The 15,417-nt window shown below is 59.4% G+C and carries 14 protein-coding genes; 10 read left to right on the forward strand and 4 right to left on the reverse strand.

Features of this window, described 5'->3' with window-relative positions; genetic code table 11:
* Positions 1–65: 65 nt before the first annotated feature.
* The 3 genes from ACM6IV_RS26450 to ACM6IV_RS26460 all read left to right on the forward strand — a co-directional run bounded on the left by ACM6IV_RS26450 (position 66) and on the right by ACM6IV_RS26460 (position 4,046).
* Positions 66–1,412 carry an MmgE/PrpD family protein gene (locus ACM6IV_RS26450; RefSeq protein ID WP_414872301.1) on the forward strand — a complete coding sequence of 449 codons (1,347 nt, stop codon included), beginning with the start codon at positions 66–68 and terminating at the stop codon, positions 1,410–1,412.
* A 109-nt stretch (positions 1,413–1,521) separates the two neighbouring features.
* A complete protein-coding gene (locus ACM6IV_RS26455) occupies positions 1,522–2,754 on the forward strand; it encodes an aromatic ring-hydroxylating oxygenase subunit alpha (protein WP_414872302.1) in 1,233 nt (410 codons plus the stop codon).
* A 140-nt stretch (positions 2,755–2,894) separates the two neighbouring features.
* Positions 2,895–4,046 (forward strand): MFS transporter, encoded by a 1,152-nt coding sequence (locus ACM6IV_RS26460; RefSeq protein WP_414872303.1) that lies wholly within the window; start codon positions 2,895–2,897, stop codon positions 4,044–4,046.
* A 16-nt stretch (positions 4,047–4,062) separates the two neighbouring features.
* Here the strand turns inward: ACM6IV_RS26460 and ACM6IV_RS26465 are convergent, their stop codons facing one another.
* Both ACM6IV_RS26465 and yddG read right to left on the reverse strand, forming a co-directional pair.
* Positions 4,063–4,617 (reverse strand): hypothetical protein, encoded by a 555-nt coding sequence (locus ACM6IV_RS26465; RefSeq protein WP_414872304.1) that lies wholly within the window; start codon positions 4,615–4,617, stop codon positions 4,063–4,065.
* A 185-nt stretch (positions 4,618–4,802) separates the two neighbouring features.
* On the reverse strand, positions 4,803–5,741 hold the full coding sequence (yddG, locus tag ACM6IV_RS26470; RefSeq protein ID WP_414872305.1) for an aromatic amino acid DMT transporter YddG: 939 nt from the start codon (positions 5,739–5,741) through the stop codon (positions 4,803–4,805).
* 311 nt (positions 5,742–6,052) lie between these two features.
* On the opposite strand from yddG, the gene ACM6IV_RS26475 reads away from it, so the two are divergent.
* Positions 6,053–7,396 carry an MFS transporter gene (locus ACM6IV_RS26475; RefSeq protein ID WP_414872406.1) on the forward strand — a complete coding sequence of 448 codons (1,344 nt, stop codon included), beginning with the start codon at positions 6,053–6,055 and terminating at the stop codon, positions 7,394–7,396.
* Between the two features lie 87 nt (positions 7,397–7,483).
* Positions 7,484–8,617 carry an aminotransferase class V-fold PLP-dependent enzyme gene (locus tag ACM6IV_RS26480; protein ID WP_414872306.1) on the forward strand — a complete coding sequence of 378 codons (1,134 nt, stop codon included), beginning with the start codon at positions 7,484–7,486 and terminating at the stop codon, positions 8,615–8,617.
* 101 nt (positions 8,618–8,718) lie between these two features.
* On the opposite strand, the gene ACM6IV_RS26485 is transcribed toward ACM6IV_RS26480, so the two are convergent.
* Positions 8,719–9,414, reverse strand: coding sequence for a B3/4 domain-containing protein (locus ACM6IV_RS26485; protein WP_414872307.1), 696 nt, complete (start codon positions 9,412–9,414; stop codon positions 8,719–8,721).
* 153 nt (positions 9,415–9,567) lie between these two features.
* On the opposite strand from ACM6IV_RS26485, the gene ACM6IV_RS26490 reads away from it, so the two are divergent.
* Complete coding sequence (locus ACM6IV_RS26490) at positions 9,568–10,164, forward strand: XRE family transcriptional regulator (protein ID WP_414872308.1); 597 nt, start codon at positions 9,568–9,570, stop codon at positions 10,162–10,164.
* A 38-nt stretch (positions 10,165–10,202) separates the two neighbouring features.
* Here ACM6IV_RS26490 and ACM6IV_RS26495 read toward each other — a convergent pair whose 3' ends face one another.
* A complete protein-coding gene (locus tag ACM6IV_RS26495; protein ID WP_414872309.1) occupies positions 10,203–11,117 on the reverse strand; it encodes a LysR substrate-binding domain-containing protein in 915 nt (304 codons plus the stop codon).
* A gap of 198 nt (positions 11,118–11,315) precedes the next feature.
* On the opposite strand from ACM6IV_RS26495, the gene ACM6IV_RS26500 reads away from it, so the two are divergent.
* The 4 genes from ACM6IV_RS26500 (at position 11,316) to ACM6IV_RS26515 (ending at position 15,355) form a co-directional block, all read left to right on the forward strand.
* On the forward strand, positions 11,316–12,065 hold the full coding sequence (locus ACM6IV_RS26500) for an SDR family NAD(P)-dependent oxidoreductase (protein ID WP_414872310.1): 750 nt from the start codon (positions 11,316–11,318) through the stop codon (positions 12,063–12,065).
* 100 nt (positions 12,066–12,165) lie between these two features.
* Positions 12,166–13,464, forward strand: coding sequence for an MFS transporter (locus ACM6IV_RS26505; protein ID WP_414872311.1), 1,299 nt, complete (start codon positions 12,166–12,168; stop codon positions 13,462–13,464).
* Between the two features lie 17 nt (positions 13,465–13,481).
* On the forward strand, positions 13,482–14,330 hold the full coding sequence (locus ACM6IV_RS26510) for a transketolase (protein ID WP_414872312.1): 849 nt from the start codon (positions 13,482–13,484) through the stop codon (positions 14,328–14,330).
* Positions 14,327–15,355 (forward strand): transketolase family protein, encoded by a 1,029-nt coding sequence (locus ACM6IV_RS26515; protein WP_414872313.1) that lies wholly within the window; start codon positions 14,327–14,329, stop codon positions 15,353–15,355. The genes ACM6IV_RS26510 and ACM6IV_RS26515 overlap by 4 nt, the downstream gene beginning before the upstream one ends.
* Positions 15,356–15,417 lie beyond the last annotated feature (62 nt).

Here is a 15,417-nt window from a genome sequence, read left to right on the forward strand (position 1 = left end):
TGGATCAATGTTGAGCCGCGCCGACCATGACCGGTTCGGCTCAACTCACAGGAAGGGATTGTTGAATGTCACTCTTCGAATTCTGTCGCGACTTTGATTTCCTCGATGCCCCGCGCAAGACCCGTGCAATCGTGCAGGACAGTCTGCTGGACATCGTTGGCGTCATGGCCGGCGCGGCCAGTAATGACACCAGTTGCGCGATGCGGCATTTTGCCGAACTGCATTACCCGGCGGGCGCCTATGGCAGTCGCCTGATCTTTGCCGGGCAACGTGTCAACGTGCTCGGCGCGGCCTGGGCCGGAGGGTTCAGCGCTGACAGCCTCGACGCCCACGAAGGTCACTTCAAATCCAAGGGCCATGCCGGCGCCACCGTGGTTCCCGCCGTGCTTGCTCTGGCCGACGCGCTGCATCATCAAGGCCGGTCGATCAGCGGCCATGAACTGCTCACCGCCCTGTGCATCGGTTATGAAACGGCGCTGCGGGCGGGCTCCGCTTTGATGGCGACTTCGCCGACTTATCACGCATCGGGTGGTTTTTCCGCGCTGGGCGTTGTCTGCGCCGGGGCACGCTTGCTGGGCTTTGATGAAGCGACGTTTCGCCACACCCTGGGGATTGCCGAGTACTTCAGCGCACGCTGTCCGATGATGCGCGTGGTGCAAGCGCCGACGATGCTGCGCGATGCCCACGGCGCTGGGGCGTTTACCGGGTTGAACGCGCTGCTCATGGCCCGTGAAGGTATCACCGGTGCGCCGGCAGAAATCGTTGAAGACGTCACCGTCGCCGAATACTGGACCGACATCGGTCAACGCTGGGAGATCGACAGTCAGTACTTCAAACCCTGGCCAGTCTGTCGTTGGGCGCAACCGGCGCTGACCGCCATGCTCGAACTGCAGCGGGAACACCCTCAACTTGATGCCGACTCGATTGAAACCGTTCGCGTCGAAACGTTCTACGAGTCGATGTGTTTGCAAGGGCATACGCCGAGTGACGCCGACCAGGCGCAGTACGCCCTCGCCTTTCCGCTGGCCGCCCTGATTGTCCGGGGTAAGGTCGGTCCGGAAGAAGTCACCGGGGCAGCGATTTTTGCTGAAGATATTCTGGCACTGAGCCGCCGTATCGAAGTCGTCGAAGCCGCCGATATCTCCGCCCGATTCCCCGACGAAATCCTCTCCAGATTGACCATTACCCTGAAGAACGGTGCGGTGCTGGTCAGTCCGGTCACCGCCGCGCGTGGCGATCCCGAAACGGCGCTCAGCGCTGAAGAGCTGGATCGGAAATTTGATCTGTTCGCCAGCGGTCTCGGTGTAGAGCGCAGTGCCGAGGTGAAAACGGCGATCAAGCACATGGCTCAATCCAGCTGTGCCATTACCACCCTGGAATCGATTTTTCACCCGGTGCCGGCACGCCAGTAAGGCCCTCATCGATAACGCCAACGCATGAATTGCCCACAGCAAATGTCGTTTGTGATGGCTGTGCTGCGCCCTATAGGCTGAGGGCTATGTCGCCCCTGGGAGGATAACAATGAATAAAGAAAGCGTTTTTGACCTGATCGCACAGCGCAAACCCTGGCACTCGCTGCCGGGTGTTCTTTACAGCAATGAAAGCGTTTACCGTCAGGATCTTGAGCAGATCTGGCACAAGGAGTGGATCTTCGCCGGCCACACCTTTGAAATTACCAAACCGGGGCAGTATTTCACTCTGCAGATCGGTGACTATCCCGTCGCTGTGGTCCGCGGCAAAGACGGCGAGGTTCGGGCATTCCATAACGCCTGCCGGCACCGTGGCGCAAAAATCTGCGAGGCCGATCACGGCAAAGTGGCGAAGATGGTTTGCCCTTATCACAAGTGGACGTATGAGCTGGATGGCAACCTGTTGTTCGCCGGCAACATGGGCCAGGATTTCGACAAGTCCCAATACAGTCTGAAAAGCGTTCACTGCGAGATCGTCGATACCTACATTTATGTCTGTGTGGCCGCCAAGGCGCCCGACTTCGAAGGATTCCGCAAAGCCGTCAGCCCTTTCGTAGCGCCGCACTATCTTGAAAACTGCAAAGTGGCGTTCGAGTCGAACATCGTCGAGAAAGGCAACTGGAAACTGGTCTTCGAGAACAATCGTGAGTGCTACCACTGCGACGGCTCTCATCCGGAACTGCTGCACTCGTTCGTCGATAACCTGTCGGTGGGCGGCATCAGTGGCGAAGACGATCCCGAACTGTCGGCCTACTGGTCCAAGTGCGAGAGCGCCGGGTTGCCAAGCCGTTTGGTGATGGATATCAACGGCCAGTTCCGCATGACCCGTATTCCGCTGTCATCCGGTGCCGTCAGTTACACCATGGACGGTAAACCGGCCGTTGCCGGGCGCCTCGACAAAACGTCTGAAGCAGACATCGGCGCGCTGCTGTACTTCCACTACCCCTCCACCTGGAACCATTTCCTCGGTGACCACGCGTTGAGCTTTCGCGTGCTGCCGATCAGCGCCACCGAAACCTTGGTTACGACCAAATGGCTGGTACCTGACAGCGCAGTGGAAGGCGTTGATTACGACATCGAGCGCCTGACCAAAGTCTGGATTGCTACCAACGATCAGGACCGCACGCTGGTCGAGGGCACCCAGCGCGGCGTGACCTCGCCGTCGTACGAACCCGGCCCGTATTCGGAAACCGCCGAGACCGGTGTTTGCCAGTTCGATGACTGGTACTGCGCGACCATGATGGATAGGCTCAAAGGCCCGATTCCGTTGAAGTCTGTTGGCTGATCGGCGCTCTCTTACGAGTTGCACCCTCCTCCCTTCAGCGTCCCGACGGATGCTGAAAGGGAGTTTTTCGTCTCTAAAAGCTGTTATTCCGGTTCGTAGCCAAAAAAAACCGGGAAACACCGATAAGGATGTCCGCCTCAATGAACACCTCGACATCATCCCTGGCGGCTTTTGCAAACTACGGCGAGCGTGTGTCGACGCGCATCGTGTTTTTGATCACCGGCATCGTGATGTCGGCCTGGGCGCCACTCGTGCCGTTGGTGAAAGCGCGCACCGGGCTGGACGATGGCGGACTGGGTTTGTTGTTGCTGGGATTTGGTATCGGCTCGATCGTCGCCATGCCGTTTGCCGGTTACCTGACCGCGCGTTTTGGCTGCCGTCCGGTGATCATCTGTTCGACTGTCGCGTTGTGTGCCGTGCTGCCGATGCTCAGCCATCTGACCTGGCTGCCGGGACTGGCGCTTGCGGTGTTGGGGTTTGGCGCCAGCATGGGCATGCTCGATTGCGCGATCAATATCCAGTCCATCATTGTTGAAAAGAACAGCGGTGAAACCCTGCAATCCGGTTTCCACGGGCTCTACAGTGTCGGCGGCATTGCCGGCGCGGGGGCAATGACGGCGATGCTCAGCCTGGGGCTGGATCCACTGCTATCCGTGCTTTGCCTGGTGGCGATCATCCTCGCCGCGCTGTACAAGGCTGCGCCGAGTCTGCTGGCCTATGGCACCGAGAGAGACGGCCCGCTGTTGGCGATTCCACGAGGAATCGTGCTGCTGTTGGGCTGCCTGTGTTTCATTGTTTTTTTGACCGAAGGCGCCATGCTCGACTGGAGCGCGGTTTTTCTCGCTTCGCAACGCGCCATGGAACCCAGCTACGCAGGCCTGGGCTATGCGAGCTTCGCGGCAGCGATGACGCTCGGACGCCTGACCGGCGATGCCGTCGTCAGCCGGCTGGGTGGCATTCGCGTGGTCGCGCTGGGCGGGATCTGCGCGGCGGCCGGCATGCTGGTTTCGCTTGTGTTTGACAGTTGGCAGGCGTCATTGCTGGGCTATGCCCTGGTCGGCATCGGCTGTTCGAACATTGTTCCGGTGCTGTTCACCGCCGCGGGTCGGCAACAGCGCATGCCGCAACGCACCGCGATTCCGGCGATCATTTCCATGGGCTACGCCGGCATTCTCATGGGGCCGGCGTTCATCGGCATGGTTGCCCACCTCAGTACGCTGGTGATCGCTTTGGGTGGTTTGGTATTTCTGCTGCTGTTCGTCAGCTACGCCGCGAGATTTCTGAAGGCCTGATGCGCGGGTCGCACAATCAGGAACATTGATCTTCTTGAAGGAAATCTTTCAGCGCAGTCTGATAAATCGTCAGTGGTCGATTGGCGGGTTCAAACAGCGCAAATGGAACCATCACGAGGTGTGAATACGTTGTGGCGCTTACTGAATAGGTTTTCTGCCGGCAAAAGCCGTTATCTTTATTCAGAATGAAATCAAACTTGTACAGATTGCTCCTTGTACACCAGCTCGGAATCAAACCGAAACTCAAACCGGTCAAGTAATCTTGTACGCAAGCGCCGCCCATTGAAAATTCCGAGATTTTTATCTCCAGTGCAGGGAGGCCGGAAGCTGCGTGCTGGGCGCCATGATCTTGTGCCTGTGGAATCAGGCTTTTTGTCAGTGCGTAGGCGTCCTTGCCAAGGCGACTGCCTTTGAAGGGAGAGTCTATTTCGTAACTGAAGCTGGAAATGTTTTCCTGTGTTCCGGTTCCGCCGTGTTCGTTGATCGTCGGCACGGTCGCATAGGAGGTACATCCTGAACACAGCATTGCAACACTGACAACAACACATCCATGAGCTATTAAGCGGCGCATTCTTGTTTTCAGTCCCGATTATTGATTAGCGAAGGGTTTAAACAGCAGTGATAAGCCCGGTACTGCCAAGGAACGGTTCCGGGCTGAACGGGCTACCGGCGTGGCTTCCATGCTGTTCTGCATAAACCCGCATGATTGCGGGAGACTTGCATCACAACGGTAATCTAGCACCCGGTAGGCCTCTTTCAGTGAGGGTTTTCGCCCACGCTGACCTTGATCGGCGTTGCCAGGGCAACGTCGCGTTGTCGGGTTGCATGCCAACACAATAGCGAGCCCGCCGTCACCAGCACGGCACCCTGCCAGAACTGCATCTGCAAACTGACGCCCAGCCACACCGCCGCGAACGCTGACGACAGCACGGGCGCGGAGTAGGACGCTGTCGCCAGCAAGGTCAGATTTCCCCGCAGAATGCCGATGTTCCAGAGTGCGTAACCACCGGCCATGGCGATGCCCGCCGCCAGCAGTTCCAGGGAATTTACCCAAGTGAATACCGGGATCTGCTCATTGCTGACGTACCACTTCAACCACAGCACGGCAGACGCCAGCGCGAAAAACAGCACCACCAGATTTTGCCCGCCGGCGTAGCGCCGTGTGACATTGCAATACAGGGCAAAGGTGACCGCACAGGTCAATGCAAGGCTGTAGCTCAGCGGATTGGACTGAACATTGCGCACAATCTCCGGCAGCGACAACCCCTCGCCACTGACCACCCACAGAATGCCGAAAATCGCCAGCGCGGAGCCTGGAATGATCAACCACCGGGTCTTTTGCCCATTCATGACAATCGCCAGCACCACGGTCAGGCATGGCCAGAGATAATTGACTACGCCCAGTTCGATGGCTTGTTGACGATCACTGGCAAATCCCAGCGCCAACGACAGGCACACCTCATAAGCGACGAACAATGCGCTGCCGAGCAGCAGATAGAGCTTCGATGTCGAACGAATGCGCGGGCGGCCGAGAAACACCAGCAACAGCACGGCGCCCAGCGAATAGATCAGCGCAGCGCCACCCAACGGCCCGAAATGTTCGCTGACGCCCCTGATCAATCCGGCAGCGGTACTCCATAAAACAATCGCCACCAACCCACACGCCGTGGCGGCCCGCTCACTTCTGATCTGCATCATGACTCCTGGCACACATGGCCATCCGACCGCACAGGCTAACCAGCGCATGAGGATCCATAAAGGAACATTTTTGCCGTGCAAACGATGAGCTGTGGTTATGTCTCGACCTTGATTGACCTGCGTCCAACTGTCGCAGCAAACAACCATTGGAAAATTCCGCACAAGCCTTAGAATCCGCGCGCTCTTGCCGTCGCCAGAGTTGGCCCGGCTTGAAGGGCTAGCCACACCTCGCTCACGAGTGACCGACTCAAGCGCCCCGCCCGTCCGGCAGGCACTCGCACCACACACTTTTTCGGCTTGGCAATCACCTGCGCAGAGGCGCACGTTGTGCTGTTCGATCTCCAGAGGTTCTTATGTCTCCGCGTTTGCTGGCCATGGCGCTGGCGCCCCTGCTCGGGCTGTTCATTGTTGCGCTGGGCAACGGTTTCATGTCGTCGCTGACCACCCTTCGACTGGACGCTGCCGGTGCGTCAACCACGATGATCGGTATCGTTTCATCGGCCTACTTCATCGGCCTGACGCTAGGTGCAGTGTTCAATGACCGTTTGATTCTGCGCATCGGCCATATCCGTGCCTATGGCAGCTTTGCCTCGCTGATCGCCGTGACCATCCTGTTGCAGGGCTTGTTCTATGACACGTGGGGCTGGTTCGCCCTGCGCCTGATCAACGGCTGGGCCACGGTCGGCGTGTTTCTGGTGATCGAAAGCTGGTTGCTGCTGGCGGGCGACGCGAAGATTCGCGGGCGCTTGCTCGCGCTGTACATGATCGTCTTGTACGGTGCCGGTGTGCTGGGCCAGGCAACGCTGGGGAAAATCACCGGGTTGAGCGACAGCGCACCGTTCATGGTCGCTGGCATGCTCGCCTCGCTGTCGGTGTTGCCGATCGTGATCCTGCCGCGCGTGTCGCCCCTGCTTGATCAGGTCGAACCGCTCAAGCCACGGCAACTGTTGGGCGTGACACCTACCGGACTGGTCGGCTGCTTCGGCTCGGGCATCACCATCGCGGCTATTTACACCCTGTTGCCGCTGTACCTGCAACGCAGCGGTCTGAATGTCGGTGAAGTCGGCAGCATGATGGCCTGGACGATTCTCGGTGCGATGCTCCTGCAATACCCGGTCGGACGCTGGTCGGATCGCAAGGATCGTTTGCAGGTGCTGACGATTTTGACGGTGGCATGCACGCTGTTGTCGCTGGTGATTGTCGCGCTGCCGTTGTCCTCGACCCTGCTCGCGGTGATGTTGTTTCTGCTCGGCGGCGGTGTGTTCGCGCTGTACCCGGTCGCGGTCAGCCACGCCGCCGACCGCGCCCCGGCCGAAGCTTTGGTGCCGATGATTCAGGGCTTGCTGCTGATCAACTCGCTGGGGTCGGCGCTGAGTCCGATGATGATCTCGCCGGTCATGAACTCGTTCGGTGCCAATGGTCTGTTCTGGGTGTTTGCGCTGGTCAATCTGTGCATGGTCACCTTCTTCCTGTGGCGCCGCGGCAAACGCCCGGTTCCGGCCAATCCCGCGCCGTTCGCAGCGGCAGCCACGTTCTCGCCGACAGGTGCGGAACTGCGCGTGACCGAAGATTTGCGTCAGGCGGTGCAGGAGCATCCGCCGATGGTAGATGCGTTGAGCGGCGAGCCTGCGACGCAATGTGAAGCTCGTTGATTCATTGCACAATTCGATCAGCTCATCCCTGCCCTTTGCCTACACTTGCTTGCCAATGATGTTTCTTCTCTGCCGAAGGAGTCACCCATGTCAAAGCTCTATCCCAGTGTCGATCCCGAGGGGCTGATCGAGTACTCGGTGGTCTACACCGACCGCTCGCTCAATCACATGTCGCAGTCCTTCCAAGGGGTGATGAAGAATATTTCCAGCACCCTGAAACAGGTCTACAACGCCGAGGCGGTGGCGGTGGTTCCGGGCAGCGGCACCTTCGGCATGGAAGCGGTGGCGCGGCAGTTCGCCACCGGCCAGCAGTGCCTCGTGATTCGCAATGGCTGGTTCAGTTATCGCTGGAGCCAGATCCTGGAGATGGGCAACATCCCGGCGGCCACTACAGTGCTCAAGGCCCGGCCGGTCGAGTCAGGTCGCCAGGCAGCCTACGCTCCGCCGCCGCTGGACGAAGTGCTGGCAGCCATCGCGGCGCACAAGCCGCAGGTGGTCTTCGCCCCCCACGTGGAAACGTCATCCGGGATCCTCCTGCCCGACGAGTATCTGCGCGCGGTTGGCGACGCTGTGCATGCGGTGGGTGGCTTGTTCGTGCTGGACTGCATCGCCTCCGGCACGATTTGGGTGGATATGCACAAGTGCGCCGTCGACCTGCTGATCAGCGCACCGCAGAAAGGCTGGAGCGCTTCCCCTTGCTGCGCCCTGGTGATGTTCAGCGCTGCAGCCCTTGCGCGCATCGAACAGACGCAAAGCAGCAGCTTCGCCTGCGACCTGAAAAAGTGGCTGCAGATCATGCAGGCCTACGAACAGGGCGGACATGCCTATCACGCGACCATGCCCAGCGATTCCCTCGCGCGGTTCAACGAGGTGATGAAAGAGACGCAAGCCTACGGGTTCGACAAGGTCCGCGATGAACAGCAGGCGCTGGGTGATCGGGTGCGCGCCCTGTTGACCGGCAAAGGCTTCAAAAGCGTCGCCGCTTCGGGCTTTCAGGCCCCGGGTGTTGTGGTCAGCTACACCGATGATGCCGACATCAAGAGCGGCAAGAAATTTGCCCATCATGGCCTGCAGATCGCTGCCGGCGTGCCGCTGCAATGCGACGAACCGGCCGACTTCCAGACCTTCCGCCTCGGGCTGTTCGGACTCGAGAAGCTGCAGAATATCGAGCGCACGGTCAGCCTGCTTGAACAGGCACTAAATGAGGTGATGGTTGACTGATACCCAATGGTGCCCGCAGCAGATTCCGAACGTTTGAACTCGAGAAGGGCATCACGGCGAGCGCCCTTCTTTCATCGAGGCTCTTTTCATTGGTCTGTCGGCTAGTTGGCCCCAGGGCCAATCAGCGAGCTTTCAATCTGCACGCCGGGCATCATTTGCTGCAAACCTGCGATCAGCTTGTCCCCCGCTTCAGTCAGGGCTTCAAGTGGCATCGCGGGCAAACTCTCCAGAATGAACCACATGTTCTGCGCATCGGCCCCAAGGCGCGTTCTGACACCTTGCCGCCAATTCCAGCGGCGGCAGGTCACGCCTTTGTCATCACGCCAGACCACCTCGCCGGCATCCGGATACTCGACAGCAGGAACGCCCTCTTTCATCGTGTCAAACGGCTCGCTGCCACCGGCGACGACAAGCTGCGGAGCGCCTGAATAGGCGTCTATGTTTTCCCCGCCCACCGGAATGGCGTACTCGATACTGATGGCGTTGTAGAGATCGACGATGGGATCGAGGCTCGGCAAGGTCCCGTCACGTAAAACCCTTTTACGCAACGCTTCGGCTGAACAAGGCGTGCGCTGCGGCTTGGCCCCGAACTTTCTGAAGGCGTCGGCCCAGGCGGCAAGGTGAGCTTCGCCCCAGCTTGGCCCACCCGCCTGCACGGCCTTGCACGCATGATCCAGAGCAGCCCGGGCAACTTCAGGATGAGTGAGTGGTGCAGCCTCCACCACAATGCTCAGGGCCCGGAACTCCGGCGCCAGTTCTGCAACGGCTTGATCGATCAACGGCAGTACGGACAGCATCAAAAACCTCCAGGATTCAAATATCGTTTCATGCTAGCCAGTGATGACCAATACAGTCAATATAATGACCGTCGTGCGGGTGAGCCGATTGACGCCACGTCCGGTAAAGACCGAGAATTCCGCCACATTTTTTTCTGAACCTGATCAATGACCATGAATGCCAGCTTGTCGACTACCCCGGGGGCTGATGCTCAAGCCGTCAGCCTGGCCGTCGCGCGCACGCTCAAACAAGCCCGCAAGGCACAGAAAATCACCTTGGACGAGCTTTCTCGCCGCTCAGGAGTGAGCAAGGGAATGGTCGTCGAAATAGAAAAATGCACGGCGAATCCCAGTATCGGCATTCTTTGCAAAATCGCCGCCGCGCTGGGCCTGTCGGTTGCCGACATCGTCAATGTGAGCGAAGCCCCCTCTGCTCATATCATCGAAAGCCAGGATATCCCCACGCTCTGGACCGGCGACCTTGGCGGGACCGCGCGCCTCCTGGCAGGAACGTCCGGCCCGAACATGATCGAGTTGTGGCGCTGGGAAATGCATCCCGGTGAATCGTTCGCTTCAGCGGGGCACCCTCAAGGCACGCTTGAACTGTTCCATGTGGAGAAAGGCACGTTGAAATGCACGGTTGGGGAAACCGAGCTGATCATTCCGGCCGGGAGTTCGGCAGTGGCGAAAACCGATGTACCTCACTCCTATTCCAACGCGGGCAGATCCAGATTGGTGTTCACCATGTCCGTGACCGAGATACATCAGTAGATACCCGACATTCGGGCACAGGCTTCATGACATAACTGTCAGTAGTTGAAGTCGTGCCCCAGCTCATTCTGCATCCACTCCAGAAATCGCCTGACCCGCGGAAAACCGGCGTGCGCTCTCGGGAACACCAGGTGGTGTGCGGTGATCGGGGCACTCAGCCCCGGCGCTACCTCGACTAAAGCACCACGCGCCAGATAATCCTGCGCAAGCAGCGTGCTTTCCAGCGCAAACCCAAGACCGTGGCTGGCCGCCTCCAACGTCATGTACGAGCGGTCAAAGCTGAGTGAATAGGGTTTTTCCGGACGCGACAGGCCATGTTGAGCAAACAGCTGCGGCCACTTGATCAGCGTCGCTTCCGACAGGATCAGATTGCAGTCGAGCAGATCCGCGACTGTGCGGATCGGGCGTTGCTGCAGCAGTTTCGGCGACGCGAGCACCGCGATCTTTTCATTGCGCACCGTACGGACTTCGAAACTTGGCCAGTTCGGCATGCCGTGACGGATGTCGACATCGATCTTGTCGCGACTGAAATGCAGGGATTCGTAAGAACAGGAAAGGTTGAGCTGGATATCAGGATGACTCTGGCGAAACTGTTCCAGCCGCGGCATCAGCCACAGCAGCCCGAAGCTGGGTGACGAATGCAAGCGCAGGCAATCGAGGCTGACATCGCTGGCGGCGCGTTCTGTCGCCACCGCGAGGCTGTGCAGAATGCCGGACACTTCGGTCAGGTATTGCTCGCCCACTGGCGTCAACGTCACGCCTCTGGCTGTTCTGAGAAATAACTGACGCCCGATCATCGCTTCCAGTTTGGCCAATTGATGACTGACCGCTGACGGGGTCAAGTCCAGCACTTCGGCCGCGCGGGCAACGTTGCCGAAGCGTGCCGTTTGTTCAAAGGCCTGAATGGCTTTCAGGGGTGGCAGGGTCGCAGGTGCATCGCCAGATGAACTCATGATGATTGTTTTTCCGCTGCAAGGGGCTTGGGCCGGGATTATGGCTATTCAAGCATTGGCAGACAGCGCTGGCGAGCGCTGAATTTTTTTCAGCACCCAGTGAAGTTTGCGTTATTGCTCAGGGCCGGTCTGGAGGACAAGCTGAGTCATCGGTTCATTGCGAACCGGGCCAATAAAAACAATTCGAGGTATTCCTCCATGCTTCTCCAAGGCAAAGTCGCAATCATTACCGGTGCCGCATCTGCCCGTGGCATCGGCCGCGCTACAGCGACAACGTTCGCACAACAAGGCGCTCGTGTCGTGATCCTTGATCTGGATGCATCCGCAGCGCGTGACGCCGCTGCGTCGCTGGGCGAAGGTCACCTGGGACTGGCGGCTAACGTCGCGGACGAGGCGCAGGTTCAGCAAGCCGTTGCCACCATCATCGAGCACTTGGGTCGTATTGATATCCTCGTCAACAACGCCGGCATCACCCAGCCACTCAAAACCCTCGACATTCGTCCTTCGGACTACGACAAGGTGCTGGACGTCAGCCTGCGTGGCACCCTGCTCATGTCCCAAGCGGTGATTCCGCACATGCGTCAACAGGCCTGCGGCAGCATCGTCTGCATGTCGTCCGTGTCTGCCCAACGCGGTGGCGGCATTTTCGGCGGCCCGCATTACAGCGCGGCCAAGGCCGGAGTGCTGGGGCTGGGCAAAGCCATGGCGCGGGAGCTGGGCCCCGACAACATTCGCGTCAACTCCATCGCGCCGGGCCTGATCCACACCGACATTACCGGCGGCCTGATGCAGGATGAGCGCCGTCACGCCATCATCGACGGCATTCCGCTGGGTCGCCTGGGAGAGGCGCAGGACGTCGCCAACGCTGCGCTGTTTCTCGCCAGCGACTTGTCCTCTTATCTGACTGGCATCACTTTGGATGTGAACGGCGGCATGCTGATTCACTGAGTACTTCTGGGCGGGCCTGTGCGGCCCGTGCGGTTCTGGATCGATGACGCAGCCGGGCCTGATGGCCTGGCGGTCAATAAAAACAAGAGATCAGACCATCATGACTACCCTGTCGCTCGAAGCGGTTTCGACCGTGCGCTCCTCTGCCTATCGCAAAACGGCCTGGCGCCTGATGCCTTTCTTGATGCTGTGCTATTTGTGCGCCTATCTGGATCGGGTCAACGTCGGCTTCGCCAAGCTGCAAATGATGAACGATCTGGCCCTCAGCGAAACGGTCTACGGACTTGGTGCTGGCGTGTTCTTCATCGGTTATTTCCTCTGCGAAGTGCCCAGCAACATCATTCTGCACAAGGTCGGTGCGCGTGTATGGATCGCGCGGATCATGATCACCTGGGGCATCGTCTCGGCGCTGTTCGCCTTCGTCGAAACCGCGTGGCAATTCTATGCGCTGCGCTTTTTGCTGGGGATTGCCGAGGCCGGCCTGGCACCGGGCCTGTTGCTCTACCTCACCTACTGGTTTCCGTCCTACCGTCGGGCACGCATGACCGTGTTGTGGTTCATCGCCATTCCGCTGTCAGGCATGGTCGGTGGCCCGCTCTCCGGCTGGATCATGAACCACTTTGCCGGCGTGCACGGCTGGGCCGGCTGGCAGTGGATGTTCGTTCTGGAGGCGGTGCCAACCGTGGTCGTCGGGCTGCTGGTGCTGAGCTATCTGAAAGACGGCGTGCATCAGGCCACTTGGCTGAATGACGAAGAAAAAGCCTTGATCAGCCGCGAGCTGGCCGAAGACGATCAGCAAAAGGTCACTCACGCGTCGGTTGGCGAATTCATTCGCGATCGCCGCTTGTGGCTGCTGGCGACCATCTACTTTTGCGTGGTGATGGGCCAGTACGCAATCACCTTCTGGCTGCCCACGCTGGTGCGCAATGCAGGGGTTTCCGACCCGTTGCACATCGGCTTCATGACCAGCCTGCCCTACCTGTGCGCCATCGTCGCGATGTTGTTGGTGGGCCGCAGCGGTGACAAACATCGCGAGCGCCGCTGGCACCTCATCGTACCGATGATTGCCGGGGCGATCGGTTTGAGCCTGGCGGCGCTGATGGGCGGCAATTCGACGCTGTCGATCCTCAGTCTGTGCCTGGCCGCTTCCGGCATTTTGTCGGCGACGTCACTGTTCTGGATGCTGCCCACCACGCTGCTCGGCGGGGTCTCTGCCGCCGCCGGCATCGCAGCGGTCAACAGCTTCGCCAATCTCGCCGGGTTCTGCTCGCCTTATCTGATCGGCTGGATCACCACCCTGACCGGCTCCAGCGCCATCGGCATGTACCTGATCACGGGCGTGCTGTTCCTCGGTGCCTGTCTGGTCCTGCGCATTCCCGCCGCCCTGGTCAATCGTTGAGTTAACGGAGTTTCATCATGACGACTAATCTTTCACACGCTGCATCCCTGAGCCTGACGGAGCGCGCGCACAACATTCGCCGCCATGCGCTGCGCATGGGCCAGGTCCAGGGTCAGGGCTACGTCGGCCAGGCCCTCGGCGCTGCCGATCTGCTGGCGGTGTCTTACTTTCATGCGATGAACCATCGCCCCGCAGACCCAGAATGGGAGCAGCGCGATCGCTTCTACCTCTCCATCGGTCACTACGCCATTGCGCTGTACGCAGCGCTGATCGAAGCCGAAATCATCCCGCTCGATGAGCTGGAAACCTACGGCTCGGACGACAGCCGCTTGCCGATGTCGGGCATGGCCGCCTACACCCCGGGCATGGAAATCACCGGCGGCTCGCTGGGCCAGGGGTTGGGCATCGCGGTCGGCGCCTGCCTGGGACTCAAGCGCAAAGGTTCGCCCTCCTTCGTCTACAACCTGCTGTCCGATGGCGAGTTGAACGAAGGCTCGACGTGGGAAGCGATCATGTCGGCTTCGCACTGGAAGCTCGACAACCTGATCGCCATCGTCGACGTCAACAACCAGCAAGCTGACGGTCACTCCAGTGAAATCCTTTCGTTCGAACCCATCGTCGATCGCTGGCAGGCATTTGGCTGGTTCACCCAGCGCGTCGACGGCAATGATCTGGAGGCGCTGGTCAGCGCATTCGATGCCGCGCGCAATCATTCTGGCAGCCAACCACGAGTGATCATCTGCGACACCAAAATGGGCAAAGGCGTGCCCTTCCTGGAAACCCGCGAAAAAACCCACTTCATCCGTGTGGAAGAGCACGAATGGGACCTGGCGCTGCGTAATCTTGAAGAAGGAAAAAACCAATGAACAACGCCGTCAAAACACCCATGCCGACTGCCGAGCCGAGCAAGAAACGCCTGACCACGTCGGCGATGATCGCGTCCATTGCTTCGGAGGGCCAAGCCACCAAAGCCGCACCCTTCGGTCATGCGCTGGCGGCGCTGGCCGATCAGCGCCAGGACATCGTCGGCCTGTCCGCCGACCTGTCCAAATACACCGACCTGCACATCTTTGCCAAGGCCCACCCGGACCGGTTCTATCAAATGGGCATGGCCGAACAACTGCTGATGAGTGCAGCCGCAGGCATGGCCCGTGAAGGTTTCGTACCCTTTGCCACGACCTATGCGGTGTTTGCTTCGCGGCGCGCCTATGACTTCATCTGCATGGCCATCGCAGAGGAAAACCTCAACGTCAAAATCGTCTGCGGCCTGCCCGGCCTCACCACCGGTTACGGCCCCAGCCATCAGGCCACCGATGATCTGGCTATCTTCCGTGCCATGCCCAACCTGATGATTGTCGACCCCTGCGATGCCCTGGAAATCGAGCAGGCTGTACCCGCCATCGCCGCGCATCAAGGGCCTGTATACATGCGTTTGCTGCGCGGAAATGTACCGCTGGTTCTTGACGAATACGGCTATCAGTTCGAGATCGGCAAAGCCAAAACCCTGCGCACCGGTAACGATGTGCTGATCATCTCCACCGGCCTGATGACCATGCGTGCACTGGAGGCAGCCAAGGAACTGCAAGCCGATGGCGTCGATGTCGCCGTGCTGCACGTACCGACGATAAAACCGTTGGATGAGCAAGCCATTCTTGCCGAGGCTCGCAAATCCGGTCGACTGGTGGTTACCGCAGAAAACAGTTCGATCATTGGTGGTCTTGGCGAGGCCGTTGCCGGGGTGCTGCTGCGTAACGGGGTCACCCCAACGTTCCGGCAGATCGCCTTGCCCGATGCGTTTCTGGACGCGGGGGCATTGCCGACATTGCACGATCGTTATGGCATATCTACACAAGCTGTCTGCGCGCAGATCAAAGGCTGGCTTGACCGCTAATCAAACAGGGCGCTTATGGACAAGCGCCCTACAACTCGCGGACAACGAACAACTTGTACGAT

The organism is Pseudomonas sp. IT-347P, from assembly GCF_949768005.1.
Lineage (GTDB): Bacteria > Pseudomonadota > Gammaproteobacteria > Pseudomonadales > Pseudomonadaceae > Aquipseudomonas.

Excerpts from the sequence above, each read along its gene's own strand:
- ACM6IV_RS26450 (WP_414872301.1), top strand. The coding sequence starts at position 66 with ATGTCACTCTTCGAATTCTGTCGCGACTTTGATTTCCTCGATGCCCCG.
- ACM6IV_RS26455 (WP_414872302.1), top strand. The coding sequence starts at position 1,522 with ATGAATAAAGAAAGCGTTTTTGACCTGATCGCACAGCGCAAACCCTGG.
- ACM6IV_RS26460 (WP_414872303.1), top strand. The coding sequence starts at position 2,895 with ATGAACACCTCGACATCATCCCTGGCGGCTTTTGCAAACTACGGCGAG.
- ACM6IV_RS26465 (WP_414872304.1), bottom strand. The coding sequence starts at position 4,617 with ATGCGCCGCTTAATAGCTCATGGATGTGTTGTTGTCAGTGTTGCAATG.
- yddG (WP_414872305.1), bottom strand. The coding sequence starts at position 5,741 with ATGCAGATCAGAAGTGAGCGGGCCGCCACGGCGTGTGGGTTGGTGGCG.
- ACM6IV_RS26480 (WP_414872306.1), top strand. The coding sequence starts at position 7,484 with ATGTCAAAGCTCTATCCCAGTGTCGATCCCGAGGGGCTGATCGAGTAC.
- ACM6IV_RS26485 (WP_414872307.1), bottom strand. The coding sequence starts at position 9,414 with ATGCTGTCCGTACTGCCGTTGATCGATCAAGCCGTTGCAGAACTGGCG.
- ACM6IV_RS26490 (WP_414872308.1), top strand. The coding sequence starts at position 9,568 with ATGAATGCCAGCTTGTCGACTACCCCGGGGGCTGATGCTCAAGCCGTC.
- ACM6IV_RS26495 (WP_414872309.1), bottom strand. The coding sequence starts at position 11,117 with ATGAGTTCATCTGGCGATGCACCTGCGACCCTGCCACCCCTGAAAGCC.
- ACM6IV_RS26500 (WP_414872310.1), top strand. The coding sequence starts at position 11,316 with ATGCTTCTCCAAGGCAAAGTCGCAATCATTACCGGTGCCGCATCTGCC.
- ACM6IV_RS26505 (WP_414872311.1), top strand. The coding sequence starts at position 12,166 with ATGACTACCCTGTCGCTCGAAGCGGTTTCGACCGTGCGCTCCTCTGCC.
- ACM6IV_RS26510 (WP_414872312.1), top strand. The coding sequence starts at position 13,482 with ATGACGACTAATCTTTCACACGCTGCATCCCTGAGCCTGACGGAGCGC.
- ACM6IV_RS26515 (WP_414872313.1), top strand. The coding sequence starts at position 14,327 with ATGAACAACGCCGTCAAAACACCCATGCCGACTGCCGAGCCGAGCAAG.